We start from the raw sequence: 24,846 nt of genomic DNA on the forward strand, positions 1-24,846 counted from the left end.
TTTATGTTCTAAATTACCGAATTATGAAAAAAGTGATTGCTACCAAAAATGCCCCTGCACCTATTGGCCCATATAACCAAGCGATTTTAAGTGGAAACACACTATATATTTCAGGGCAAATTGCATTAAACCCTGAAACAGGAAACTTGATTTTAAATACCATAAAGGAAGAAACATATCAAGTTATGCAGAACTTAAAAGCGATTTTGGAAAGTGCAGGAATGACTTTTGAAAATGTGGTAAAATCATCGATATTTATTTCCAATATGGATGATTTTGGCGAAATTAATGAAGTATACGGCAGTTATTTTGATGAAGCTACAGCTCCCGCCCGCGAAACGGTTCAGGTGGCTAAGCTGCCTAAATACGTAAATGTTGAGATTAGTATGATTGCAGTAGAATAGCTCAGAGCTTTTAGCAAAATTATATCTTTTCGCTATTTTTTCAAATTAATCGGTTCTATGCCAGTATGTGTTGGCTTAGTTTGCTTTATTTTCCCTTCAGCATCAAATTCTTATTTATCTATACAAACCTCTCGATGGTATCCAGCTGCTCTTCCCATTTTAATACCATTAGGATAAGAAAATCGATGATAAACAATATACCATTCATCTTTTCCTGGAATTTGAATTACTGAATTATGACCAGTTGCATAAATATCTTTAGATTCATCTTTTGCGATTACAATATTACTTTATGGTATATTCAATGGTCCAGTTGGGCTATCAGAAATAGCATATCTCACCCGATAATCGACGTGACGCGTATCATTTTCAGACCATAAAAAGTAATATTTCCCGTTATGGTAAAATACTGTTGTTCCCTCTCTGTAGTTTGTTGGGCGTAAGATTTTTATAGTGGATGTATCTATTTCGGTCATATTTTTTTCAACTCAGCCACCGCCATATAGCCATTTCCATAATATAAATAATCCTTATTGCTAACTGGATCATTAAATACCTCGGGGTCAATTTCAATTCCTCTATTGGTACCCTTTGGTTTTTTATCTATGATTCTTTTTCCAGAATCTGTAAAGGCATCATCTGGATTTTTGGCTGTTGCCACACCAATAAATTTTTCAGCTGTAAAATAGTAATAGTATCGATACCCAAAAAGGTGTTTTTTCTCAATAATACATGGCGCCCAAGCATTTTTATTAGCCCAAGATACATCTTCTTTTAAATCCAGAATAATGCCTTCATCTTCCCAATCGACTAAATTTTCTGATGAAAAAGTTTTAAAATATGTTCCCGACCAATTATCAAAACCGTCTGAAGTAGGATACATATAAAATTTTTTCTTTTTGTGAGAATACAAAATATCTGGATTGGCATAATAGCCTTGTAAAACGGGATTATTATTTATGTGCATTCCTGTGGGCATGCCCCACTTTTCAATTAGTTTTTTTAGTTCTTCATTTGTAACAGAGATTACGCTTCCATGCCTCGGATTAAAATCCATACTTACATGACCATCAACTACTTCAAAGTTTTTAAAATCTGATGTTTTTGTAAACTGATAGTTATGTTTCCTGTAAACGTCGTACATCAAAATATAGTCATCGGAATTATTTAACTTAAAAATTCCTGACCCCTCAACATCCTCCTTTGTACTTTCAATGAAATCATTGTATTCTGTCCAGTTATTAGAACTCAATGATTTTGTTCTGGCCATTCAGAGTCCATTATTAGTTGATGTACCCGTTTTGTAAAACAAAAAATAAAAGCCATTTTTATATACTATATCTCCATCAATACAGAAATCGCCAGATTTGGGTATAAAAAGCGGCCTTGGCACTCCGATGATATCTGTAAAATCATCATTAGCATAAGCATAAAAAATAATGTCATTTTTGTCTCCGTGTTTCATTGACCAATACACCATATATTTTTTAACCTCTTGATCATAAATAGTTTGAGGGGCCCAAACTCGTTTTAAGTTTTCGTATCCTTCATACTTTTGAGGGATATTGATAGTGGCATGTGTCCAATTAATTAAATCATGAGATTTCAGCATCACAAACCCTCTATTTGAGTCCCAGCCTTTTGAACTCACCATATCCGTTAACACCATGTAGAAAGTACTACCATTTTTGCCTCTTAATATATGTGGATCTCTTACGCCTCCATTTAAGCTAATTCTTTTGGAGTCTAAAACGGGTTGATTGTTATTTAGAGCTTTGTAATTGTACCCGTCTGTGCTTAGGCAAAATAGACTTGTTCTTGCTCTTTTTTGTTACCACTAAAGTAAGCAAACAAATACCCTGCAAAGTCTTTTTCTATTATTTCCTTTCTCACTTGAGCATTTAGGTTTTTACTAAAAACAGAAACTACAACGAGTAAAGCAAGCAATTTTTCTTTTAACGATGTTTTCATAAAGTTTACTTTCCGATACAGAAATTAGCAAAAATATTACCAAGTAGGTCATCATTGGTTATTTCGCCTGTTATTTCACCAAAATGGTAAAGGGCTTGACGAATATCTATGGCGAGCAAATCTCCTGACAAGCCGGTTTCAATACCTTCTTTTACTTTCTGTATTTCTTCAAAAGCCTTGAGCAATGCATCGTAATGGCGCGTATTTGTGACTATGGTTTCGTTGTTGCGCAATGCACCTGTATTTATCAACTCAAGCAGGCTGTTTGTTAATTGCTCGACACCAACACCTGTTTTCGCCGACAACAATTGAATGTTTTCAATTTCAGATTTTAGTTTTAAAACGTCGTACTCACTAATCTTATCCATTTTATTAGCTAGAACAATTAGAGGTTTTTGGGGATATTTATTTTTAATTTTTTCTAATTCAATTTTAATAGCTTTCGATTTATCGTCATTACGTGAAATAGCATCAGCCTCAAACAGGTAAATCACAACTTGGGCTTGATCTATTTTTTCAAAGGTTTTTTTAATTCCGATGCTTTCTACAACATCTTTGGTATCGCGTATTCCAGCAGTATCGATAAAACGAAAACCAACACCGCCAATAGAAATTTCGTCTTCAATAGTATCACGCGTTGTTCCCGCAATTTCAGAAACTATGGCACGTTCTTCGTTTAAAAGCGCATTTAAAAGTGTAGATTTCCCTACGTTGGGTTCACCAACAATCGCTACCGGAATACCATTTTTAATTACATTACCAACGGCAAAAGAATCAATCAAACGCTTCAAAACGAAACCTATACGTTCAATTAAATCTTTAAATTGCGTTCTATCAGCAAATTCTACATCTTCTTCAGCAAAATCCAGTTCCAATTCAATGAGCGATGCAAAATTCATGAGTTCCTCTCTTAGTTTTGCTATTTCTGAAGAAAATCCTCCGCGCATCTGCTGCATAGCCAATTGATGCGATGCTTCATTATCACTCGCAATTAAATCGGCCACCGCTTCTGCTTGACTTAAATCTAATTTTCCATTCAAGAACGCCCGCAAAGTAAACTCTCCGGCAGAAGCCATACGACAGCCTTTTCGCAAAAACAACTGTATGATTTCTTGTTGAATATAATTTGACCCATGGCATGATACCTCTACCACATCCTCACCAGTGTAGGAATTTGGATTTTTAAAAATTGACAGTAAAACTTCATCAATGGTTTTGGAGCCATCTACAATATGCCCCAAATGGATGGTATGCGTTTTTTGTTTGCTTATCTGTTTTCCTTCTTTTACAGACTTAAAGCATATTTCGGCAGTAGCAATAGCTTTGGGACCAGAAAGCCTAATTACTGCAATAGCGCCTGCTCCCGAGGGCGTGGCAAGGGCCACTATGGTATCGTTGTTAATCATATCTGCAAAAATACTAAAATAGAAATGGAGAGCTTAACAAATTTGGAACTGTAAAACCTTATTTCTTTGCTGTTAAATAGACCCTAATAACATTTAACTAAAAATTAACTAAAACTATTATGCATACACAGTAAATTTGCGCGCTCAATTTAAAGTAATTCTTTAAAAGACAATGATTTAACCCGGACTTAAAATAGCAATATATAATGAAGATTATAGATTCTGATTTTTCAAAAAATATTTTAAAGACTGTAAAGAACAGTTTAGGGAATATCTTTTTCTTTGAAGATATTGCTGTTGTTGAGCTTAATGAAGGGGTTCATTTTGACATGAATAATTCAGCTCCTATCATCGATGAGTTGCGTGCTCATTATGGCGATTCAAAACCATACGGCGTTGTTGCCAACAGAGTAAACTCTTACTCGGTAAACCTTATGGACGCTCCATATTTTAAAAAACAGGTTAAAAATATGAAAGCTTATGGCGTAATTGGCCATGATCTTGCGGGCAAAATGAATGCCGAAGTAGAAAACAGCTTTTGTCTTTCTGAAAAAATAGATTACGACACAATTTCTGAAGCTATCGAAAAAGTAAGCGAAAGAGTTAAAAGAGGGTCCATTTCTTTAAACTAAATGGATACCGTCGTTTTTAATATCAATTTTTCGCTGTTTGTATAAATTTCCAATGGCCTTTTTAAAGTTCTTTTTGCTCATTTGAAGCATTTCCTTGATAACTTCTGGTGACGACTTGTCTGTTAAAGGCAAAAAACCACTATTATCTTCGAGTTCTTGAAGCACCTTTTCGGCATTGGGTTCTATATTTCTATAGCCAATTTGTTCTAGTGATATATCCAATTTATTGCCTGGGCGAACTTTTTTAATAATACCTTTCAATCGGTCACCAACACTCAAATCCTTAAAAATATTATTCTTATAAATTAAGCCGGAGTGTTTTTTGTTAACAATAACGTTCATCCCAATATCTGATGGGTGGGATACAATTAAATCTACTTTATCAAATTCCTTGACAGTCAGTTTTTTATTATCTAAGAACCGATTGGTCTTGCTTGATGCGGCCAATCTGTTTGTCTTTTCATCCAAATAGCAATATACCAAATACCAACCGCCCGGTTTCATTTTAAACGCCTGTTCCTTAAAAGGGCAAAACAACTCCTTTACCAATCCCCAATCTAAAAAAGCCCCATAATCTGTGACTTGGTTGCATCTTAGCAAAGCAAAATCACCTTTCATAACATGAGGGGTTTCCGTTGTAGCTACAGGGCGTTCTTCGTTATCCAAATAGATAAAAACATCGAGCTTATCCCAAATTTTAAAACGTTCTGGTACGTAACGATTTGGCAATAGTACTTCTTCGTCATCTTGGTCAATCAAATATACGCCGTGATCGGTTTCACGAAGTATTTCCATGGTATTTATTTCGCCTAATTTTATCATACTGCAAAGGTAACGATAGCTGTTTTTATTTTCACAAAAACCAACAAAAAAAGCGTTACAAATGTGCAACGCTTTTATAATTATATCAATTTGTTTTTAATAAACCGATTCTTTTCCAAAATGTTTAGTGAGCAAATAATAAACAACGGCTCTATATTTATTGCGGTTAGATTGACCATATTGATCCATAACGGCTTGTATGCCCTTATCTAATTCTGGTCCATTACTCAATCCTAATTTTTTAATTAAAAAGTTAGATTTTACGGTAGCCAATTCTGATTCGTCCGATCCTGATACCGTTGAAGCATCAGCATTGTAGATTGATGGCCCACAGCCAATGGTTACTTTGGTTAATAAATCCATATCGGCGTTTACACCGCACTTTTCTTTTAAATCTTCAGCATATTTTGCAATAAGTTCGTCTCTTTTACTCATAATTATTTTATTTTTAAGTATTAGTAAACAGTTAGTTAATAACTGCATTAAAGGTAACTATTTTTTTAGACCCGTAAAATTTTTGTGGGTCACTTATTTTACTTAATGAATTCAAAATAATGCAATAAAATTTCGTCGTTTATATGTTTTGGTGTAAAAATCTCTAATAATTTTGGCGACTTACTTTTAGAATAAAACGATTTTAAAGCTTCATTTAGATAGCTTTCGTCAGAAACAGATTTATAATCAAAGCCGTACATCTCAGACAAATGTTTTGCCGTGTGTTTATGATTGGTTTCAAAATACCTGTCGAAATTTTCGGTATTCTTATGACCAGGCAATATTCTAAAAATACCACCTCCTTGATTATTAACCACAATTATCCTGAAACTATTAGGTATATAGTTGTTCCAAAGGGCATTGCTATCGTACAGAAAACTTAAATCGCCCGTAACAAAAACGGTAGGTTTTTCACTGGCAACGGCAAAACCAATAGCTGTAGAAGTACTTCCGTCTATACCACTAGTACCTCTGTTACAATATACTTCCAACGTTTTATCAAGCTTAAATAATTGGGTATACCGAATGGTAGAGCTATTCCCTACCTGCAAAACAGAATGGTTGGGAATCGATTTTAGCAAGGCCCCAAAAACTTTAAAATCCGAAAATGGAATCTGTTCTAAATAATCTCTATGTTTTCTCAATCGGCGCTGCTTTATGGCAGACCATGTTGTGTTATAATCGCTCTTTACATAGTGAGTAACCCTTGGCAAAAAGGTTTCAAAAAACTTATTAGGTGTAACCTGAAGATGATGTTCTAAACAAAAAAAAGTATCATAAGCTGTTTTAGGATCAATGTGCCAATGACTTTTGGGCTGAAATTTTCGTAATAGCTGCTTGATTTTTTTAGAAACGATTAATCCGCCGAAAGTAACTAGAATATCAGGACGCAATTCTTTTTTTTCTTCTTCCGTAAGTGGCGCAATTAATTGGTCTATACTTGGAAAAAAAATAGGGTGGTGCAAATTGGACGTCGTTTCAGTAAGCACGATAACACTATCGTCTTCGGCCAACTCGTCCAGCCATTTCTTTTCTAAGGTGTTAGGCTGGTTTACACCCACCAAAACCATTTTTTTTGCAGCCGTGCCCCAATCTTCCAAACACGATTTAATCACGTAATCCTCGATATCTTGCCGCTTGGGGGTTTCTTCAATACGTTTTGGGTTAACCAAAAGTTTATCAACAATTTCATAAAGTGGCTCATCAAGTGGAATATTAATATGTACCGGCCCTTTTTTAAATCTAGAAAAATTAATGGCCGTATTAATCTCTTCTTCATTATAGGTTTGAATATCTTTTTGAAGCCCTAAAAACCTTTCGAACTTATCCTCCAGATTTTTAAAAATTGGCAATTCTTCGTGACTGGGCACATTTTTTTCATCCTTTAAATCAAGTTTTAAATTTGCCGAATACAGAATATGGTTTTCAAACACATTTTTCTGATTTATGGTTTGCCCATCCCCTATTCCAACTAAATGTTTTGGTCTATCGGCCGAAAGCACCACCAACGGAATGTTACTATAAAACGCCTCGGCTACGGCAGGGTAATAATTTAGTAGAGCACTTCCCGAAGTACAAACCACGGCTGTTGGTTCTTGTAGTTTTTGCGCAATGCCCATAGCAAAAAACGCCGCACAACGCTCGTCGACAATACTGTAACATTTAAAATATTCGTTATTTGTAAAACCTATGGTTAAAGGGGCGTTTCTGCTACCGGGTGAGATTACAATATGCCTTATGCCTTTAGCCTCGCACAACTTAACAATGGTTTGGGCAAGGGGGATTTTTGGATACGTCATTTAATTCGTTTCAATAGCCAAAAATAAGAAATTAGAAGGCGAATTAAAATGCTTATAAAATGTTTTTAATCACCAAAGATTTGAGTTGGGTTTCCTGCCATTCTTTTTCAGGGTTTGAACTTTCAGTTATGCCACCTCCAACATAAATAACGGCATTACCCTCTTTAATTTGCATACAGCGCAAATTAACATAAAGCTGGGTACTTTTTTTGGATATAGCATATGCCCTGTTTTCAATATTTCGCCTTTCGGAACGCGATTTTATTGTTTTCTCCATATTCAACTCACCGAGAAACCCTGTATAATAGGCCCTGTTATAATTTTCATTTTTTAGTATAAACTGTTTTGCTGCTTCTTTTGGGAATCCACATACAGCTGGTGTAGGGTGCAAAGCTTTAATAACGTTTTTTAGAGAAGCATTCCCTTTTAACTTCGCAGAAACTATGGTTTTTAAATGCAACAAGTTACCAGCCTTTACGGTTTCAACATTAGAAATTTGCAAATGCTCAACCGACGGTTTTAGATTATGGACTATAAAATCGGTAACGTATTGCTGTTCCTGTTTTTCCTTTTCCTGCCAATCCACATCCAACGAGCCTTTATAATCTTGCGTCCCAGCCAAAGCCATAATGGAAAACTGAGACCCTTCAATTTTTATCAAGGTTTCTGGGGTGGCGCCTAACCAAAGGCCTACTTTGGGGTGGTACCAACAATAAACAAATGCCGATGGATAAACATTTAACAGGCTTTTAAATGTATTTATTGGGTTAGAATTTGAAATAGGAACAGATTCCTTTCTGGAAAGAACGACCTTTTTAAACGTATTATTTTTAATGGCATCAATTCCTTTTTTTACCAAATTGATATGGTTTTCCCTCTCAATCTCACCGTTAATATTTATAACTTTGGATGGTTCTTCTTCGCTTTCATTGACATAAGAAGTAACCATGATTTCTGAATTTTCAGAAGGCATTAAAACCGATTGTTCAGCATCATCAAAAGGAGAAAACAAAAACCCTTTTTCTGAAAAGTCTTTCGAAAAAAATAATTCATCATTACCCTGAAGCAAACTCTTCACCTCGTTTCTGTTCGGTTTTCTGTAAACTACAAAGGGGTGCTTTGTGCGATATTGCGCTGCTATGCGCTCAAAAAAATCTTCGGAGGTCATTATTGTTCTTTGGGCAAGGAAATGGTTGATAGTTTACAGATGGAGATTAAATTATCATTGTCGTCGGTTATTCTAATATCCAATAGTTGAGTAGTCCTGCCTTTGTGCAAAAACGCGGCCTTTGCATAAACATAGCCTTCTTTTACACTTTTTAAATGGTTGGCTGTGATTTCTATTCCTCGCACAAAAAACTTATCGGTATCCACAAAAATATTAGAAGCAAAACTCCCAACGCTCTCAGCCAAGGCCACAGTTGCACCACCGTGCAAAACACCGTCGGGTTGATAAACTCTTGAATTTACTGGCATACGAGCCACTAAAAAGTCTTTACCAAAATCTATCATTTCTATGTTTAAGGTTTCCATTAAAGTGTTCTTGCACACTTTATTGGCTTGTTCTAAAACAGCCTTTTTTGATAATTTCATGAATTTTAAATTGTTTTTCCGACCGTAAAAGTACAAAACAGCACTAAATTGAGATGGTAAAGTGTTGTTAAAACCTATTGGCGATTCAATGGGAATTCTACAGAAAGCGTCGTGCCGTGGTCGGGCTGCGATTTTAAATCTAATTGGGCGTTTATTAAAGCAGCGCGACTTTTCATATTAATCAATCCCGAACCATTTTCAACATCGTTAACATCAAACCCTTGGCCGTTATCGGATGCTTTAATATACAGTACTTTAGGTTGGTAATCTAAAACAATTTCAATATTTTTAGCTTTAGAGTGTTTTACTGAATTAGACAAAAACTCTTGGATAATTCTAAACACAATAATTTCGTGTTTTCGGTCTGGAAACGGCACTTTATTACCTATGACTTTGAGGTTGGCCGATTCAAATTTCATTTTTTGAAGCCGGTTTAATTCATTGGCAATAGATTTTTCAAACCCATTATTTAAAATCACATCGTTATTCAATGTTTTTGAAAGGGCACGGACTTCGGCCAAACTTTCTTTTAAGGCATCGGTAGTATCTTTAAACTTTTCCTTTACATCGTCTGCCATTTGCATTTTTAATATACTGAGCTGCATATTGGCAAATGATAACAATTGCCCTACGTTATCGTGCAACTCCCAGCCTACGTTTTTCAAGGTTTGTTCTTGGGTTTCGGTTTGGGCTTGGGCTATTTCTGCCTCAAACGCACGTTGCTGTTCCATTTTTTCTTGCAGCAGTTTGTTTTTCCGTTTTAAAAACACCACAAAAAATACCACAATCAAGGCACTTACAATAACCAAAACGGCTATCATATATCCTAATAAATACCGCTCTGAAGCGGTGCTGGCTAATCGTTCTCCGGTTTGCACCATATTAAGGCAAAAGTAAAGGTTAAATACATGAATATATTTGCAAATAAATAAATTTGCTTTCTAATCATTGCAAAATTTTGATCGTAATGGGCTTTGCCTATTTCGTAAAAATAATAAATATCATAGAATGTTAAGGGCGTAATTACCAGCCACCAGATAAAAATAGTGGCACTAATGTAAAAATTTATCGATTTATAAAACACCAATATTTTGTCTCCCGTTAGGGTTTCTATGAAATAAAATATTGTACAGATAAAGATGATTATTGCCCCTAAGAGTTTAATCAATTTAAAAAATTGATTAAAAAAATTCTCCCAATAAAAACCAATGTAGAAAATTGAAAACACAAAAAATACTATGGCTAACACTTTAGTGGCTTTCTTAAATAAACTATTTTTTAATATTTTAAAAAAATAAAATGCATAAAACAAAATGGCACCTACACTCCAATATAGTGTTGACCACCAAATGTTTTTCTGGATTTTAGTGCCAATTAAAAAACTCAATGCTCCATCTGGTCTAACCTGATACGCATAAATCCCTAAAAAGTCGCAAATGGCGACCACCAAAAGAAACCAAATAAAATATTTAACAGGAGTATTTTTGTATTTTTTATAGAATAGGAAGCCCGTAAAAGCCGCTAAAAACTCTAAAATATGTGTAAAAAGTGAATAATGACTTAAAAGGAATTCAACCACAACAATAAGAGTTAATTATCATGGATAACCTGCATTACCCCCTGTTCCATCATTTAACGGTGGTACGGGTGGATTTTCATCCTTACTCAGTTTTAAAGGTATGGCACTTCCTTGTGAATCCGTTTTCTTTTTACCAGTTGGTGCAATAAACATGGTGGTTAAATTCTTTTTTGTCTGGCCTGCATTTTTGCCATAAACACCCAAATACACCTGAACGCCTGTCATTTCATACCCCATACTATCGGAATAATGTTCGGCATAGGCTAGGTAATCCTTGACATCTTTTAAAGACCAATGTACTGAACGATCGTCTTTATTTCTGCCTTGCTTTTTTGCTGCGGAATCAACAGCAGCTTGTCTGTATTTAGTCCAATTATCATTTAAAATTTTGGCCTTTTCAATTGAAATAACGCCATTTGGCTTAACAATTTTGGTTTCTATAGTTTCCACTTCACAATTTCTTGGAGAGAAAAAATAAGTAAGTAGCGCACCAATAAAAAAGCCTAAAATAACGTAAGATAGTTTCTTCATATTTATGATGTTGATTAACAATAGCCCGACTAAAATAGTAAAAAGATTTTATTTGTATTATTTAACACTAATGCATCTAAAATAGACAGGGCATAACTAATCAAAATTAATAACCGTTGTATGCTTTACGGTGTTAATCACAAACATGCTATGGGTACTGCCTATGTGACTGATGCTTGTTAACTTTTTGACCATAAATTCGCGAAACGAGACCATATCGGACACTAAAACTTTCAGCAAATAGTCGTAATCGCCACTAACGTGACAACACTCCAAAACCTCGTTTAATTTTTTGACTTCTTTCTCAAAACTGATAACGTAATCTTGACTGTGCTGCAACAATTTCACATGACAAAAAACTACAAAATTCTTATTGATTTTTTCTTTGTTTACCAAAGCCGTATAGCCTTCAATAAATCGCTCTCTTTCTAACTTTTTTATACGTTCGTACACCGCCGTAACCGAAAGATTTAGCTTATTTGCCAATTCTTTATTGGTCTGCTTACTATCCGTTTGCAATAATTCCAACAGCTTTTTATCTGTTTTATCAAAAATCATATTTGAAAATTTTTCACCTTAATGCGACTTTAGGATTAACGTGTAATTATTTATTCTTAATATTCTAACAAAAATAGATTTATTATCTATAATTATCATAATATATTGACTAAAAGACTAGTTAATTGTAAATTTAATAAAATTTAAACACTATGACTTTTAAACCAGCAAACAAGATCCAGGACCTTCAATATTTTGGTGAATTTGGAGGTGTTAACCCTTCCATTTCAGACTCTTCTACCTATACGTTCCTCTCTGCCAAAACCATGTTCGATACTTTTGAAGGCAACGCTGATGGCTGCTATTTATACTCGCGGCACTCTTCGCCATCAAATCTATATTTAGGTCAGGCCTTAGCTGCCATGGAAGGCACCGAAACGGCCAGTGTTTTTGCATCTGGAATGGGAGCTATTACCGCCGTAATTTTACAAATTTGTGGAGCAAACGACCACATTATATCAAGCAGAACCATCTACGGCGGCACGTATGCTTTTTTTAAAAACTTTGCTCCGCGATTTAATATTGAAACAACCTTTGCAGATATTACAAATTTGGATAACGTGGAAGCTGCCATTACACCAAAAACCAAGATTATTTACTGCGAATCGATAAGCAACCCACTTTTAGAGGTAGCCGATATAAAATCCCTTACCCAAATAGCTAAAAAACACAACTTAAAATTAGTGGTAGACAATACCTTTTCCCCTTTATCTATCTCCCCTTCGGTATTGGGAGCAGACGTAACCGTGCATAGCTTAACCAAATTTATAAATGGCTCCAGCGATACGGTAGGTGGTGTGGTTTGTGGGGCGCAAACTTTTATAGATGCACTTAGAAATGTAAACGATGGGGCTTCGATGCTTTTAGGCTCGACAATGGATAGTTTGCGTGCAGCATCTGTTCTAAAAAACTTGAGAACGCTACACGTTAGAATGCAACAGCATAGCAAAAATGCATCGTTTCTCGCTGAAAAATTTGAATCTGATGGTTTAAAAACGGTTTATCCCGGATTGCAGTCACACCCTTCGCACAATCTGTTTAAATCTATGATGAATAAAGAATACGGTTTTGGCGGTATGCTAACCATTGATGTTGGCAGTTTAAAAAAAGCAAACGAACTTATGGAGCTTATGCAGCACAGAAATTTGGGCTATTTAGCTGTAAGTCTTGGATTTTATAAAACCTTGTTTAGTGCTCCAGGAAGTTCTACATCATCTGAAATCCCTGAACATGAGCAAAAAGAAATCGGTCTGAGCGATGGCTTGATACGTTTTTCAATAGGATTGGATGCCGATATTGAACGCACTTACCAAATGATGAAAAAATGTATGAAGGAATTAAATATTATGTAAGTTCTAAATTCCTTTAACACGGTGCCAAAGCGAAGCAAGTACCGTTTCAATGTTTTCAAACTTAGGTTCAAAAGGCTTCATGTTCAAACGGTTGCCTTCAACAAAAAGCAACATACTAAATACCGAACTGTTTGGATTCCTTGAATCTATAAGCGGATATCGCAAATCATTATAACGGTATTCGTTTTCACTAATTTTATAAATACTATAGTACCGATTGCTAAACCATGCTAAATTTTTAACTTCCTTATATTCAACTGGAGATAAATCGCGTTGTTTAGGTACTTCCCTAAAATTTGAAAAGTGGTTGTTACGGTCTAAAAGAGAATAATCGGCAACAACATAAGTATCTTTTGTTTCTGCAATAGCATACCACAAAATATTATTGAAAATAGCAGGTTGCGTTGAAAACCGTTCTATTGTAATGCCTTCTAATTTTATCGATTTCCTAAAAATCGAGTCCACATACAGTTTGTTGCCCAATGTAAAGAACAAATAAGCAGAACTAATCCCCAAACCCAATTTAAGCCAAAGCGTTCTTTTGGGTGAGGTTCGCTTAAAAAACATCAAAACAATCAGGCAAACTAAAAATGGTACCGTGTATATCGGGTCGGCAACAGCAATATTGTTTAAAGCCACCCTATAATTACTGAATGGGGCAAAAATCTGTGTACCGTAAGGCGTAAAAGAATCGAGAATAGTATGTGTAAATAAAGACCAAAAAAACAAGGATATCCAGTCCCTTATGGTTGTGGTTCCAAAACGTTTTCCTATGTTATAAAGTTTAAACACACCCCAACCCAGCACAAAAGCGCCTAAAACAGAAAACAAAATGGAATGCATAAAACCTCTGTGAAACAACATGGCATCAATTTCGTTGCCATAAAGTAAGTTCCCCACATATACATCCAAATCTGGTATTGTACCGCCAATAGCTCCAAAAAGCAAAGCTTTGTTGCCTATCTTTTTCCCAAGAACAGCCTCACCACAGGCTGCTCCAAGAACAATTTGAGTTAATGAATCCATTAAGAACTGAATATTGCAATACAAATGTAAGCAACTACGAGCATTTGCATAGCATACACGAAAGTTGTAACATTACATTTCTAAAAAGATTCTTAAATGGAGGACGATAAGAATATTACGAAATTTAAATCCGATAATAAAAACATAATTGAAAACAACGAACTCAATATATGGGAAGCTCTTGTTCCTGTTTTTATTTTAATGGGGCTTTTAGCATACAATATCTTTTTTGTGGACGACCAAGAAATGCTAGGTCCTTACACCAATCAATTTATATTACTTATTGCAGCAGGCATAGCAGCTGTTGTTGGTTTTTTTAACAAAGTTCCTTTAAAAATAATGCTTGCCGAAGTATGGGAAAATTTAAAAAGTGTTTTTGTACCCATATTAATACTACTTTTGGTAGGCGCTCTAGCGGGCACTTGGCTCATTAGTGGTGTTATTCCTGCTATGGTTTACTACGGGCTAAAGGTTTTAAGCCCAACTATATTTTTACCAACTTGTGTAATTATTTGTTCAATCATTTCAATAGCTACAGGTAGTTCATGGACCACTTCTGCTACTGTAGGCATTGCTTTAGTGGGCATTGGTACTGCATTGGGTGTTAATACTGGCATGATTGCCGGAGCGGTTATTTCAGGTGCCTATTTTGGCGATAAAATGTCTCCACTTAGCGACACGACCAACCTCGCACCTGCTGTTGCGGGCACAGACCTTTTTACCCATATAAGGTACATGAGCATTACAACAGTGCCTACCATTTTAATTACGCTTATTGTGTTTGGGATTTTAAGCGCTACAGCAAATTCAACTGGTAATGTTGATATCACCAATCTTTTAAATTCCATTCAATCAAGCTTTAACATAACACCCTGGTTGTTTTTAGTACCATTGGCAGTGATTGTATTGATTCTATTCAAAACCAAACCCTTGATCGCTTTAGCAGTTGGTGTTATTCTGGCCATTGTTTTTGCCTATATTTTTCAATCTAATGTTTTAACCAACTTAAGTGACTCAAAATTTAATGCTGTGGTTACTGCCATATTAACTGATACGCAAGTTGCCACTGATAACGAAAAACTTAACGAGCTCTTTACCTCCGGTGGTATGAACAAAATGTTATGGACCATCTATCTTGTTATTTCTGCCATGGTTTTTGGTGGCGTTATGGATGGTATTGGCGCATTAGCAAGAATAACAAAAGTATTATTATCTGTTGCTTCTTCTGTTTTTGGGCTTTTTGCGAGTACCGTTATTAGTTGTTTCGGTCTTAATGTAATTGCTTCCGATCAATATTTAGCTATTGTTATACCTGGAAAAATGTTCAAAAAAGCTTTTGATGATAAAGGCCTAGCTCCTGAAAATTTAAGCCGCACACTCGAAGACTCCGGAACGGTAACGTCGGTTTTAATTCCATGGAACGGTTGTGGCGCTTACCAGTCGGGTGTTTTGGGTGTTGGTGTTAGTGAATATTTCTTTTACGCCATTTTTAATTGGTTAAGTCCGTTTACAACATTGTTCTTCGCAGCATTTCAAATAAAAATAAAGCAATTAACCGCCTCAAAAAAGTTTGCATAATTAACAGCCATATTTTAACAATTATTTATTTTTAAACTTCCGTTTTTGCATATTCAATAAACAAAAAGCATTTAATTTCACACTATTCACAACCTTTATGGTTATATAAAATTTTATAATCAAACTTTATTTTGTTAAGTGTATTATTCAGCTAGATTTGTCATCAAATTAATCATTAAAAAAACAATTAAAATATGGCACTAGTAGGAAAAAAATTTCCAGATTTAAATGTTGACGCAATGAATGAAATGGGCGACACTTTTAAATTAAATGTTCTTGAAACAGCAAGAGACAATAAGAAAAAAGTAGTATTATTTTGGTACCCTAAAGACTTTACTTTTGTTTGCCCAACAGAATTACACGCATTTCAAGCAGCATTGCCAGAATTTGAAAAACGTAATACTGTAGTAATTGGCGCATCTTGCGATACACCCGAAGTACATTTTGCATGGTTAAACACTGCAAAAGACCACGGTGGAATTGAAGGAGTAACCTACCCTATTCTTGCAGATAGTAACAGAAATCTTTCTAGCATTTTAGGTATTTTAGATATTACCAATGAAACTTTCGACGAGGCTACAGGAACTGTGCAAGTTGAAGGTGACAACGTAACCTACAGAGCAACTTACATTATCGATGAAGATGGTGTTGTACAGCACGAAAGCATCAACAACATGCCCTTAGGAAGAAACGTAAACGAGTACATCCGTTTGGTAGATGCTCTAACGCACGTTCAGGAAAAAGGTGAAGTATGCCCTGCAAACTGGGAAGAAGGCAAAGAGGCCATGAACGCCAATTCCAAAGCAACTGCTGAATATTTAGCAAGTCACTAAAATTTTTATATCTCCACTGCCAAACCTTTATAAATGGATTGGCAGTGGTTTTTAAATACAAAAAAATGGTACAAGAATTAGAAAAAGACAGTTTAGGAGAAATCGTTTCCAACAACGATTTAGTTGTTGTTCAGTACTCTGCTACTTGGTGTGGTAATTGTAGAATTATGAAGCCGAAGTTTAAAAAATTAGCTTCAGAAAACGAAGGCGTATCTTTTGTAATCGCTGATGCCGAAAAGTTTCCTGAATCTCGAAAATTAGCTACTGTTGATAATTTACCAACTTTCGCTACTTTCAAAAATGGGGCGTTTGTTAACCAAGTTCAAACCAACAAGTTTGATGTTTTAAAAGACTTAGTAAATGAAGTTACCAGTAATTAAACATTTAACCCAGTTTATTGAAGATAACGACGAAGATTTTATAATTGAAACCATTGAAACCCTAGAATCCTTAACCGAGGTTTCGTCATTAAAAGATGAAGAACTCGACGTTATTGGAGAACTTATCTCTAACATGTATGGTGCCTTGGAAGTCAACAAAATGACAAAAGATGGCACGCCAAAAAAAGAAGCTTTAAATACATTTATGTCTAGAGTTTTAGGGTCTATCGATAAGTAGAAAAATAGATTTTAACTTTTTAAAACTCTAATACAGTTTATAAAAAAACAGGTAAAGTACTTTACCTGTTTTTTTGGTTGGTTAGCTATCAATCCTTTCTTTTAATTCTTTCAATTAAAGGAAGCCATGTCAAATATATTGTTTAGGGAAGTATAAATAAATAACAAATGTTAATTCCCCCCTATTTTTTTGCGTATCCTGCTTAATTGTACAGGAGTTATTCCTAAATAGGAAGCAATATGATATTGAGAGATTAAGCGATCTATATCGGGGTGTTGTTTCTTAAGTTCTAAATAACGCTGGGTAGCATCAAGCGAAATTAAATCTACCAAACGCTTTTCGTATTGTATGTAAACAGATTCTAAAACTTTAGCATAAAGGTTTTTAAGCGCATCACTTCTTTGGTAAATCTTCATTAACCCAGCATAATCTACCTCATAAAGTTTACATTCGGTTATGGTTTCAAAAACAAATGCAGAAGGTTTATTTTTTACCAAGGCCGTTAACGCCCCCATAAAAGAAGTTGGAAAGTAAAAACTCTTATTAAACTCTTTACCAGATTCTGTACACAAATAGCATCTAATAACACCCGATTTTATTAGGTAAACTTTAGTGGGCACCTCGTTTAATTTTACAACTTGGTTTCCTGGCGGAACTGTTTTCAGCTCACTTATCTGTTTTAATTCATTGAATAATTCTTCTGAAATTTTTCCGATAGAATTTAAAAATTCGAAACTACTATTCATGTATTGGTTTTAAATGTTAGTAGAAAAAACTGGATTTAACGAATTAGGGCTTCAACTTTTTTGCTAATCGAAAATAACATCTTTTAACAGTTTACCATTAAATAATCTATAATTTGCAGATAAAAATGGCTTAGTTGTATATACAAATGTAATTATATAATTTAAAAAACCCCGAACATAAGTCCGGGGCTCCATAAACCTTAAGTGAATATATAAGTAACCTACTTTAAAGTAAATTCTGATGTTGATACTAAGTCTTTTTCATTAAATACGTTTACCACATAACGTCCATCTTCAAAATTATCGTCTCCTTTCGAAGCTACAAATTCGCAAATATTAAGACTCTCGTTTTCGTAATTAAACTTACTTATAACACTGTAGTTCAACATTTTTTCTCCAAACTGCACCTGTTCGTTCAGTCCCAAAACATTGTTTTTTGGCCCAATGACCTGTACATACAATTCTTGGTCTCCAGCAGACACCAAAGCGTTCTTTGCAACGGTGAAGCAAACCCTAATTTTGTCTACTCGACGAGCTCTTTCGGTTGGAATTAGTTTTCCCGATGTTCGTTCTATAACACCAAACCCTTTTAATCCAACCGTATTTAAGATTGATGCGTTTTCTACAACTTCAGCCAAAGCATTATTTTGCACTAAAAGCGAGTCTGTAAAAATGGTGCGTTCTTCCAAGCGCACTCGCGTACTATCCAACGAGGTTGCCAAATACGTGTTTTCTACTCGCAATGAATCGTTTTGTTTTAACAATACATCCATTTCTTTTTGTAGCGACAAATACTTGCTTTTGTAACGCCATAAACTTTTTACATTAGTTTCCGATATTTTTAGCGAATCGATCAGTCCCTGTATACGGCCTCTAGCTTCAACTAAATTTGCATTGGCAATTTCGTTTTCCCCTATAGCCTCGTCGTACTGTTTGGCCATAGCATTTAAATCTTTCATAACCAATTCTTTTTCAGCAGTAAGTTCTCTTTCTGTTTCGTTACTCTTTTTGTACAGGTTCATTGTATAAAAACCCGTTGCTAAAAATAAAACCAAGGCAATGCCCAATGCTACCTTAAGGCCAGTGTTGCTTTTATTGTTTTCCATAATTTCCGTTTTAATGTGTTAAGGTTAAATTTTTGATTAATCTATAGTTTTTTAATGCTATAAACAAATAATGCTGTATTTTTAATAATGAAATCATTTTTTGGTAACAGATGGATAAACTCGTTTTATTTAACAATGCGCTGCGCAATAAATTATTAAACAAACGCTCTGGTGAATCCAAATTTGGCCAACATGTTCAAATATTAACCAGCATTTCCAATATATACGAACAGCTTGGTAATTTGGACGTTAGGTATGTTGTTTTAGGCTTTCCGGAAGATGTTGGGGTATTTGCAAACCATGGAAACACTGGCTCCTCTGCAGCTTGGGAAGCCACACTTAAAGTTTTGTTAAACATACAAAGCAATGTTTTTACAAAAGCTAAGGACGTTTTGGTTTTGGGGCATTTGGACTTTTCAGATGAACTGGATAAAATTTCAAAATTAAAACCCACAAAGAAAAAGGATATTTTAAAAGCTAGGAAAATTGTTGAACAGATTGATTCTAAAGTGGCTTTCATTATCCATCAAATCGTATTGGCTGGAAAAAAGCCCATTATTATTGGGGGTGGCCACAACAATGCTTACGGAAACCTAAAAGGTACAAGCTTGGCGCTTAATACCCCGATAAATGCTGTTAATTTTGATGCCCATTCTGATTTTAGGGACGAAGAAGGACGCCACAGCGGAAACGGCTTTACCTATGCTTTCAACGAAGGTTTTTTAGGGAACTATTTTGCATTCGGGCTTCATGAAAACTACACTTCCGATAAGATAATCAACATCCTTGATAAAGAGAAAACTATTGAATACAACGCTTTTGAAGATATAGAAATCAGAAAAACAAGTAGCTTAAAAAAAGAAATGAAACGCGCTTTAAATCATGTTTCAGATAACCCTTTTGGTATTGAAATAGACTGTGATGCTATTGAGAACATACCCAGTAGCGCCATGACACCAAGTGGTTTTTCGGTGAACAAAGTCAGACAGTTTGTAAACTTTTTTGGCGGGCATGAAAATGCGGCATATCTTCATATCTGTGAAGCGGCACCATCTAAAAGAACGGCTTACCAGGTTGGTAAACTAATCACCTATTTAATAACCGATTTTATAAAGGCCAATAGCCAATAGCCAATAGCCAATAGCCAATAGCCAATAGCCAATAGCCAATGATACTATTTATTTTGATAAAGCGACATTAAATTTGGCCTATTATTCAATTACTTTTCAGAGCCTCATCTAACTCTTTACAATACTTACTCTCCTTATCACAAAGCACAGTTAAGGTTTCGGTTAAAACCTGTTGTAATTCTGTATGGTTGGGATAAATTTTCTGAGCTAATTTAAATTCTGAATATGCTGCCAGTGGCCTTTTATCACGTAAACGCTCTTTTCCAGATGTCATTAAAAAGCGAAATGTTTTGTCATTTTGATAATTATGATACTGCATGATTTGTTGAGCATGCTTTTTCTCATATAAACTGTAACTGTTTAAAGCACAAAACACAATAAATGCCGCTGCAACGATAATTAAAATGGTAAGTATGCCAACCGGCCTTTTATTTTCCCTTTTACTAGCCTGTATTGCAAATGTTCTTGAATATTTAGGAAGGGCATTAAAAGAAGGTATTCTATCTTTTTCGAATAGCTTTTTTCTTGGATTTCTTGAATAAATCCATTTTTGCATGCCAAAACCCATATACCCCATAATAAACCTTTATTTATAGGTCTAAAATTTTGAGGTTTTGTTACAACTAATATAGAACGAGAACAAGCTTCAATTAGCTCCTTTCAATGAATCTATTTGCTTTTGAAGTTTTTCCAATAACGCTGCCTTTTCATCTTTTACAGGGATGACCTTTGTAATGGAATCTTGGACCGTTTCGCCCAAATCAATTGTTTTTGATTCTTCAACAAAATAGTAACCAATACCTTCACTGGCCCGCCATGCCTCATGCAGTTGATCATAAACAGTTTTGTCCCATTGACTGGGGTGTTTTACATCTATCCAAACCACATCGCGGTACTCACTATCTACCAGCACCAAATCGGGAGTTGCCGAACCATCAAACTGATTGGCATTTTTTTTACTAATGGACGAAACTGTTCCCATAAAAAACATACGCTTTTTGCCTGCAATATTTTTTATATATGGTCGAAATTCTACCGGCGTATTCGCCGTCCAATCGTACTCCTTACGCGATTCCTGTACCTTTAAGGGCATCGCCGAAACTCCTGCATACCCCTGCTTTTTAGCAGCGTGATTGTAATAATAGAGCTTATCGGTTCCATCGGCTGGAATAAAAACGCTAAAGCTTAAACTGGTACGCTCCTCGCCTACGGGCTCTAAGCCAAACCAATGGTACAAACCGCTATATGCATTCACGTTAGTATCTGAAAAATCAAAATCGGTTACATAAGGTTGCTGGTTTTGGTCTTTTGGCATGGTTGGAATCTTAACTGCTGTTTCCATGTTCCATGGTAAGGGGTCACTAAAACCTCCCAAGAATTTCAATGATTCGGCCTGTAGCCTAGACACCTTTTCGGCCAAGGTATTTTGACGTGTTAAAAACGGATGGTTATTCATTTCTTCCGGACTTATATACGTGCCTTTTCCTATTAATATGCGTTCCATATAATCCTGAAAATTGTGCTCTCCATTGTCAATGACCATAACGCCACCAAAAGTTGGATACGGAAACAAGAAGCCTTTCCATTTAATTAAGCTTACTACCTCTACCCATTGCCCAGAATCATTTTGCATATAATACGTGTCGCTAGGCTCCATGGTAAACAATTGAAAAAAATTAAAGCGCTGTACTACGGCATTATAAGTGTTTCGACTGAATTTTAACGATTCACCTATCGAAAAGGTAACTGGAATTCTGTTTTCGCTTGAAAATCGCGGAAATGGCGTTGTACTTGAAACGGCAAATACTTCTTCGGTATTATCAGTCATGCCCTGCCACATATATTTTTCGGTAGGTTGAATGGCCATAGTCCATTTATTTTCATCTCCAATCCTTACTAGGTGCGGTAATGATACATCTTTGGTTTCGCCAACACTTTCGTTAGCCATAGAGAAGATATTTCGTAAGGGCTGAATACGCTCATTTTGCGTTAATGGCAATTCGTTAATTTCGAGCTTGTTCAAATTATTGAATACGTTATAGGTTTTCATGTATTCGTACATTTTGAAGTGCCATCCAACAGCATATAATATGCCGAAAAAGAAAATCAATAATGCTAAAATCCCCAATCTCCCTAAGATACTTGCCGAATTTCGGAATTTTCTTAGGCCAAAAAATAGCACGAGAACACTCAAAAGAATAACGAAAACGTATTTTCTTAAAAATAACAATGCGGGTTGATAATCGTCTCTTAAAACAAAAAGCACAATAAATAAGATTAATAAAACAATTATGGTAACTGTCTTTTGCTTTTTTCCTTTATTCCAGTAGTTTTTTATCATTTTTTATATTTTGTTATTGCTAAACTTATCTAAATCAAAGTTTGGCAATCTATTAATATAATTGCTTAAATTGAAAAGATTACTTCGTCATACTTCCCTTGAAATGACGTTTACAACAACCCTTTATCTTTTAAACGCTCACGAGCACTTTTTTCTTCATTTTTGGGTGTTTCCTTAGGTTGTTCTTCTATTATTTCAGCATCTTTGGTTTTTAAATCTTCGATAAAATCTTTTCCTTTTTCAATGGTATCATGCATCATGCCTTCTAAAGATTCACTTTTTTCATCAATAACTTGACTGGATTTAAATACAAAATTCGCTAAATACGTACCAAGCAAAGTACCCACAATCATAGATGCAAAAATAGATATTGTAGCAACATCAATAGGAATTAAAAAACGAGCAACCACAATAGCGATAAGGAACAAAAAACCGATGAACACCAACCTGACTAGAAACTTTTGCTGATATACAAAACCCGTTTTGTCGGCAGGTTTCATTTGTAAACTTCTGGAATACATAATTTTATTAAAAAATCGATACAAGCGATTGCTTTGCGATTCGCGCCAATATATGAGCGCCCCAAACAATATGGATGCGATAAAAATGATTAATTCTAGTGTCATAAATATTAAAGTTTGAAGCACGGAGTTTGAAGTTTTAAACTTCTTATTACTGTACTTAATTTTTTATTTTTTTTCTAAAAGCTATGGTCATATTCATCAAATCAAAACACTCTTTATAGAATTTCATAAAAACATGCTCTTCAATATAATTTCTCCTTTTAGCTTTATGCAAACAAGTTACTACTTCTGCCAATGACCTAATAGCATAGCCTAAAAATTTTCTGTACTCGGGTCCGGATTGCAAAATTGAACCTTCGGAAATATTTAGAGCGATAGAATCTGAAGCTCTTTTTAATTGTGACGACAGATTGTAAGTTTCATCCTTAGGAAATTTACTTGCCAGAGTATTCATCTCTTCACCCAAATCCATTCCCTTCTGCCAAATAATTAAATCTTCAAATTTAAACTTCATATGTAAATAGGCTAAATTTAAAACTTCTCACTTCTAACTTCAAGCTTCTTTCTTTAAATTTATACTTATCGTCTCAATGACCCATTCCTTGAAGGATTCGTCCCAAGTTTTAAAATTTTTATAAAAATCTTCCTTATCGTACCAATACCAAAATAACACGTCTTTCTGCGAGATGTTAACCAGCAACTTCCAAATTAAATCTTGATGCCCAGGTTCTAGTGATGAATGTGGTTGATGCAGCGCCTCAAAAATTTTTAAATCGATAATATCTGTAATCTTATAGGCGTTGCTAATTTCAAGCTTTTCAAGATAAAGCTCCACACACATTACTTTTTTTCTCGATTCAATATCCAACTTGTTAAGATAGCTTTTAAAAAGAATGGCATCAGATAAAATATCATTTGCAGGATGCTTTGTATCTTTTAAATGCTGCGCCAATTCAAATTTTTTAATTCGGTCGTATCTTGAGGTTTTAACAACCTTTTCTAAATCGTATTCAATAATAACGTGGTCGCGCAATTTATCCAGTAGTTCGGGCTGCTGAATGTGATAAATCAACACATCGTGAGTGGTGTCCTTTATAGCTTCCTTGTACCACTTTTCACTTTCAAAAACCACAATAGGCATTATAAAATCGCGCAATAGATAAACACCACCGAATGACTTGGTATAAAATGAACTTGTAGTGTAATGTAACTCATGGAGCTCTAAATCACGAAATCTTAAATCGCCAAATGTTTTGGCAGAATCCAATAATTGTTGATGGATATTCTCATCAATAAAATTATTACCCTGACTAAAACAATCCACCAATTCTAATTGTTGTTTTTGAATTTTATCTAAATCGTTTATCAGGTGAAAATGAATATTTACCTTATCATATTTCAACACGTCCAATGGTTCGTAAAACACATCTATACCTTGTTCAAAATCTAGACAAATGGCACAATCGCGGGTAATGTCCTTTATTTTTTCTCCATGAATTTTAAATATAAAAGTCATGATATCCTTATCAAAACTATGGAAAGGCCAATACACCGGCTTACCTTTTTGTAACGGTGAAATAATGATGCCGTGCGGGTTGGCTTCGCCGTTATTTAGGTAATGGTCATCTTGTTTTTCTTCTGCTATTTCTGGACTCCAACCTTTACCGTCTATATGAAACGTTTTTAATTGAGTTTCAGTAAAGCCCAGTTTAACCAAGCATTTATTGTATCGCTCAACCTGCTTCCCACTTACGGGAATGAGTTCACTTCTATATAAATTGGCCGCTTTTAATTTATCCATT

The 24,846-nt window shown here is 35.0% G+C and carries 27 protein-coding genes and 1 pseudogene; 8 read left to right on the forward strand and 20 right to left on the reverse strand.

From position 1 onward, the window contains the following. Positions 1–23 precede the first annotated feature (23 nt). Positions 24–404: a RidA family protein gene (locus tag GSB9_00696; protein UKM64149.1), complete on the forward strand. Its 381-nt coding sequence runs from the start codon at positions 24–26 to the stop codon at positions 402–404. 110 nt (positions 405–514) lie between these two features. Here GSB9_00696 and GSB9_03255 read toward each other — a convergent pair. The 4 genes and pseudogenes from GSB9_03255 to mnmE all read right to left on the reverse strand — a co-directional run bounded on the left by GSB9_03255 (position 515) and on the right by mnmE (position 3,781). Then, positions 515–1,371: pseudogene (locus GSB9_03255) on the reverse strand (family 43 glycosylhydrolase). A gap of 303 nt (positions 1,372–1,674) precedes the next feature. Then, positions 1,675–2,073 (reverse strand): family 43 glycosylhydrolase, encoded by a 399-nt coding sequence (locus GSB9_00699; protein ID UKM64152.2) that lies wholly within the window; start codon positions 2,071–2,073, stop codon positions 1,675–1,677. Positions 2,074–2,201: 128 nt separating this feature from the next. Further along, positions 2,202–2,375, reverse strand: a complete 174-nt coding sequence (locus GSB9_00700; GenBank protein UKM64153.1) for a hypothetical protein — start codon at positions 2,373–2,375, stop codon at positions 2,202–2,204. A 5-nt stretch (positions 2,376–2,380) separates the two neighbouring features. Continuing rightward, positions 2,381–3,781 (reverse strand): tRNA uridine-5-carboxymethylaminomethyl(34) synthesis GTPase MnmE, encoded by a 1,401-nt coding sequence (mnmE, locus tag GSB9_00701; protein ID UKM64154.1) that lies wholly within the window; start codon positions 3,779–3,781, stop codon positions 2,381–2,383. A 206-nt stretch (positions 3,782–3,987) separates the two neighbouring features. Here mnmE and GSB9_00702 point away from each other — a divergent pair, with 206 nt between their 5' ends. Then, a complete protein-coding gene (locus GSB9_00702; GenBank protein ID UKM64155.1) occupies positions 3,988–4,413 on the forward strand; it encodes a hypothetical protein in 426 nt (141 codons plus the stop codon). Here the strand turns inward: GSB9_00702 and GSB9_00703 are convergent. The 8 genes from GSB9_00703 to GSB9_00711 form a co-directional block, all read right to left on the reverse strand. Beyond that, positions 4,405–5,235 carry a S1-like domain-containing RNA-binding protein gene (locus GSB9_00703; protein ID UKM64156.2) on the reverse strand — a complete coding sequence of 277 codons (831 nt, stop codon included), beginning with the start codon at positions 5,233–5,235 and terminating at the stop codon, positions 4,405–4,407. The two genes, GSB9_00702 and GSB9_00703, sit on opposite strands and share 9 nt — an antisense overlap. Before the next feature lie 96 nt (positions 5,236–5,331). After that, complete coding sequence (locus GSB9_00704; GenBank protein UKM64157.1) at positions 5,332–5,670, reverse strand: DUF2853 family protein; 339 nt, start codon at positions 5,668–5,670, stop codon at positions 5,332–5,334. Positions 5,671–5,768: 98 nt separating this feature from the next. Then, positions 5,769–7,529, reverse strand: coding sequence for a thiamine pyrophosphate-binding protein (locus GSB9_00705; protein ID UKM64158.1), 1,761 nt, complete (start codon positions 7,527–7,529; stop codon positions 5,769–5,771). 52 nt (positions 7,530–7,581) lie between these two features. After that, entirely contained in the window at positions 7,582–8,697 is a 1,116-nt protein-coding gene (locus GSB9_00706) for a chorismate-binding protein (protein UKM64159.1), read from the reverse strand. Further along, positions 8,697–9,122, reverse strand: coding sequence for a PaaI family thioesterase (locus tag GSB9_00707; GenBank protein UKM64160.1), 426 nt, complete (start codon positions 9,120–9,122; stop codon positions 8,697–8,699). Before GSB9_00707 ends, GSB9_00706 begins: the two co-directional genes overlap by 1 nt. Positions 9,123–9,196: 74 nt before the next feature. Beyond that, on the reverse strand, positions 9,197–10,003 hold the full coding sequence (locus tag GSB9_00708; protein ID UKM64161.1) for a histidine kinase: 807 nt from the start codon (positions 10,001–10,003) through the stop codon (positions 9,197–9,199). A 716-nt stretch (positions 10,004–10,719) separates the two neighbouring features. Beyond that, positions 10,720–11,232, reverse strand: coding sequence for a hypothetical protein (locus GSB9_00710; GenBank protein ID UKM64163.1), 513 nt, complete (start codon positions 11,230–11,232; stop codon positions 10,720–10,722). A gap of 96 nt (positions 11,233–11,328) precedes the next feature. Next, complete coding sequence (locus GSB9_00711; protein ID UKM64164.1) at positions 11,329–11,790, reverse strand: Lrp/AsnC family transcriptional regulator; 462 nt, start codon at positions 11,788–11,790, stop codon at positions 11,329–11,331. Positions 11,791–11,942: 152 nt separating this feature from the next. Between GSB9_00711 and GSB9_00712 the strand changes: the two genes are divergently transcribed. Continuing rightward, positions 11,943–13,142 carry an aminotransferase class I/II-fold pyridoxal phosphate-dependent enzyme gene (locus GSB9_00712; GenBank protein UKM64165.1) on the forward strand — a complete coding sequence of 400 codons (1,200 nt, stop codon included), beginning with the start codon at positions 11,943–11,945 and terminating at the stop codon, positions 13,140–13,142. A gap of 3 nt (positions 13,143–13,145) precedes the next feature. On the opposite strand, the gene GSB9_00713 is transcribed toward GSB9_00712, so the two are convergent. Beyond that, entirely contained in the window at positions 13,146–14,168 is a 1,023-nt protein-coding gene (locus GSB9_00713) for a metal-dependent hydrolase (protein UKM64166.1), read from the reverse strand. A 96-nt stretch (positions 14,169–14,264) separates the two neighbouring features. On the opposite strand from GSB9_00713, the gene nhaC reads away from it, so the two are divergent. The 4 genes from nhaC to GSB9_00717 all read left to right on the forward strand — a co-directional run bounded on the left by nhaC (position 14,265) and on the right by GSB9_00717 (position 17,197). Further along, the gene (nhaC, locus tag GSB9_00714; protein UKM64167.1) at positions 14,265–15,746 is read left to right on the forward strand and encodes a Na+/H+ antiporter NhaC; all 1,482 of its coding nucleotides are present in this window, start codon (positions 14,265–14,267) and stop codon (positions 15,744–15,746) included. 194 nt (positions 15,747–15,940) lie between these two features. Then, positions 15,941–16,579 carry a peroxiredoxin gene (locus GSB9_00715; protein ID UKM64168.1) on the forward strand — a complete coding sequence of 213 codons (639 nt, stop codon included), beginning with the start codon at positions 15,941–15,943 and terminating at the stop codon, positions 16,577–16,579. Between the two features lie 65 nt (positions 16,580–16,644). Continuing rightward, positions 16,645–16,959, forward strand: coding sequence for a thioredoxin family protein (locus GSB9_00716; protein UKM64169.2), 315 nt, complete (start codon positions 16,645–16,647; stop codon positions 16,957–16,959). Continuing rightward, complete coding sequence (locus tag GSB9_00717) at positions 16,940–17,197, forward strand: hypothetical protein (GenBank protein UKM64170.1); 258 nt, start codon at positions 16,940–16,942, stop codon at positions 17,195–17,197. The genes GSB9_00716 and GSB9_00717 overlap by 20 nt, the downstream gene beginning before the upstream one ends. Positions 17,198–17,367: 170 nt before the next feature. Here the strand turns inward: GSB9_00717 and GSB9_00718 are convergent, their stop codons facing one another. Together GSB9_00718 and GSB9_00719 are read right to left on the reverse strand one after the other, a co-directional pair. Further along, positions 17,368–17,943: a Crp/Fnr family transcriptional regulator gene (locus tag GSB9_00718; protein UKM64171.1), complete on the reverse strand. Its 576-nt coding sequence runs from the start codon at positions 17,941–17,943 to the stop codon at positions 17,368–17,370. Between the two features lie 221 nt (positions 17,944–18,164). Next, a complete protein-coding gene (locus tag GSB9_00719; GenBank protein UKM64172.1) occupies positions 18,165–19,049 on the reverse strand; it encodes a chromosome partitioning protein ParA in 885 nt (294 codons plus the stop codon). A gap of 110 nt (positions 19,050–19,159) precedes the next feature. On the opposite strand from GSB9_00719, the gene GSB9_00720 reads away from it, so the two are divergent. Continuing rightward, complete coding sequence (locus GSB9_00720; protein UKM64173.1) at positions 19,160–20,179, forward strand: formimidoylglutamase; 1,020 nt, start codon at positions 19,160–19,162, stop codon at positions 20,177–20,179. Between the two features lie 85 nt (positions 20,180–20,264). On the opposite strand, the gene GSB9_00721 is transcribed toward GSB9_00720, so the two are convergent. The 5 genes from GSB9_00721 to GSB9_00725 all read right to left on the reverse strand — a co-directional run bounded on the left by GSB9_00721 (position 20,265) and on the right by GSB9_00725 (position 24,845). Next, on the reverse strand, positions 20,265–20,756 hold the full coding sequence (locus GSB9_00721; protein UKM64174.1) for a hypothetical protein: 492 nt from the start codon (positions 20,754–20,756) through the stop codon (positions 20,265–20,267). Between the two features lie 69 nt (positions 20,757–20,825). After that, on the reverse strand, positions 20,826–22,520 hold the full coding sequence (locus GSB9_00722; protein ID UKM64175.1) for an energy-coupling factor transporter transmembrane protein EcfT: 1,695 nt from the start codon (positions 22,518–22,520) through the stop codon (positions 20,826–20,828). A gap of 110 nt (positions 22,521–22,630) precedes the next feature. Next, positions 22,631–23,146 carry a hypothetical protein gene (locus GSB9_00723; protein UKM64176.2) on the reverse strand — a complete coding sequence of 172 codons (516 nt, stop codon included), beginning with the start codon at positions 23,144–23,146 and terminating at the stop codon, positions 22,631–22,633. A gap of 55 nt (positions 23,147–23,201) precedes the next feature. Then, positions 23,202–23,558 (reverse strand): four helix bundle protein, encoded by a 357-nt coding sequence (locus tag GSB9_00724; protein ID UKM64177.1) that lies wholly within the window; start codon positions 23,556–23,558, stop codon positions 23,202–23,204. Between the two features lie 39 nt (positions 23,559–23,597). Continuing rightward, positions 23,598–24,845, reverse strand: coding sequence for a hypothetical protein (locus GSB9_00725; GenBank protein ID UKM64178.1), 1,248 nt, complete (start codon positions 24,843–24,845; stop codon positions 23,598–23,600). Position 24,846 lies beyond the last annotated feature (1 nt).

The organism is Flavobacteriaceae bacterium GSB9 (genome assembly GCA_022749295.1).
In the GTDB taxonomy this organism is placed as follows: domain Bacteria; phylum Bacteroidota; class Bacteroidia; order Flavobacteriales; family Flavobacteriaceae; genus Flavisericum.

What these genes read in the sequence shown, in the direction of transcription:
- GSB9_00696 (UKM64149.1), top strand. Translation starts at nt 24, where the DNA reads ATGAAAAAAGTGATTGCTACCAAAAATGCCCCTGCACCTATTGGCCCA.
- GSB9_00699 (UKM64152.2), bottom strand. Translation starts at nt 2,073, where the DNA reads ATGGTGTTAACGGATATGGTGAGTTCAAAAGGCTGGGACTCAAATAGA.
- GSB9_00700 (UKM64153.1), bottom strand. Translation starts at nt 2,375, where the DNA reads ATGAAAACATCGTTAAAAGAAAAATTGCTTGCTTTACTCGTTGTAGTT.
- mnmE (UKM64154.1), bottom strand. Translation starts at nt 3,781, where the DNA reads ATGATTAACAACGATACCATAGTGGCCCTTGCCACGCCCTCGGGAGCA.
- GSB9_00702 (UKM64155.1), top strand. Translation starts at nt 3,988, where the DNA reads ATGAAGATTATAGATTCTGATTTTTCAAAAAATATTTTAAAGACTGTA.
- GSB9_00703 (UKM64156.2), bottom strand. Translation starts at nt 5,235, where the DNA reads ATGATAAAATTAGGCGAAATAAATACCATGGAAATACTTCGTGAAACC.
- GSB9_00704 (UKM64157.1), bottom strand. Translation starts at nt 5,670, where the DNA reads ATGAGTAAAAGAGACGAACTTATTGCAAAATATGCTGAAGATTTAAAA.
- GSB9_00705 (UKM64158.1), bottom strand. Translation starts at nt 7,529, where the DNA reads ATGACGTATCCAAAAATCCCCCTTGCCCAAACCATTGTTAAGTTGTGC.
- GSB9_00706 (UKM64159.1), bottom strand. Translation starts at nt 8,697, where the DNA reads ATGACCTCCGAAGATTTTTTTGAGCGCATAGCAGCGCAATATCGCACA.
- GSB9_00707 (UKM64160.1), bottom strand. Translation starts at nt 9,122, where the DNA reads ATGAAATTATCAAAAAAGGCTGTTTTAGAACAAGCCAATAAAGTGTGC.
- GSB9_00708 (UKM64161.1), bottom strand. Translation starts at nt 10,003, where the DNA reads ATGGTGCAAACCGGAGAACGATTAGCCAGCACCGCTTCAGAGCGGTAT.
- GSB9_00710 (UKM64163.1), bottom strand. Translation starts at nt 11,232, where the DNA reads ATGAAGAAACTATCTTACGTTATTTTAGGCTTTTTTATTGGTGCGCTA.
- GSB9_00711 (UKM64164.1), bottom strand. Translation starts at nt 11,790, where the DNA reads ATGATTTTTGATAAAACAGATAAAAAGCTGTTGGAATTATTGCAAACG.
- GSB9_00712 (UKM64165.1), top strand. Translation starts at nt 11,943, where the DNA reads ATGACTTTTAAACCAGCAAACAAGATCCAGGACCTTCAATATTTTGGT.
- GSB9_00713 (UKM64166.1), bottom strand. Translation starts at nt 14,168, where the DNA reads ATGGATTCATTAACTCAAATTGTTCTTGGAGCAGCCTGTGGTGAGGCT.
- nhaC (UKM64167.1), top strand. Translation starts at nt 14,265, where the DNA reads ATGGAGGACGATAAGAATATTACGAAATTTAAATCCGATAATAAAAAC.
- GSB9_00715 (UKM64168.1), top strand. Translation starts at nt 15,941, where the DNA reads ATGGCACTAGTAGGAAAAAAATTTCCAGATTTAAATGTTGACGCAATG.
- GSB9_00716 (UKM64169.2), top strand. Translation starts at nt 16,645, where the DNA reads ATGGTACAAGAATTAGAAAAAGACAGTTTAGGAGAAATCGTTTCCAAC.
- GSB9_00717 (UKM64170.1), top strand. Translation starts at nt 16,940, where the DNA reads ATGAAGTTACCAGTAATTAAACATTTAACCCAGTTTATTGAAGATAAC.
- GSB9_00718 (UKM64171.1), bottom strand. Translation starts at nt 17,943, where the DNA reads ATGAATAGTAGTTTCGAATTTTTAAATTCTATCGGAAAAATTTCAGAA.
- GSB9_00719 (UKM64172.1), bottom strand. Translation starts at nt 19,049, where the DNA reads ATGGAAAACAATAAAAGCAACACTGGCCTTAAGGTAGCATTGGGCATT.
- GSB9_00720 (UKM64173.1), top strand. Translation starts at nt 19,160, where the DNA reads ATGGATAAACTCGTTTTATTTAACAATGCGCTGCGCAATAAATTATTA.
- GSB9_00721 (UKM64174.1), bottom strand. Translation starts at nt 20,756, where the DNA reads ATGGGGTATATGGGTTTTGGCATGCAAAAATGGATTTATTCAAGAAAT.
- GSB9_00722 (UKM64175.1), bottom strand. Translation starts at nt 22,520, where the DNA reads ATGATAAAAAACTACTGGAATAAAGGAAAAAAGCAAAAGACAGTTACC.
- GSB9_00723 (UKM64176.2), bottom strand. Translation starts at nt 23,146, where the DNA reads ATGACACTAGAATTAATCATTTTTATCGCATCCATATTGTTTGGGGCG.
- GSB9_00724 (UKM64177.1), bottom strand. Translation starts at nt 23,558, where the DNA reads ATGAAGTTTAAATTTGAAGATTTAATTATTTGGCAGAAGGGAATGGAT.
- GSB9_00725 (UKM64178.1), bottom strand. Translation starts at nt 24,845, where the DNA reads ATGGATAAATTAAAAGCGGCCAATTTATATAGAAGTGAACTCATTCCC.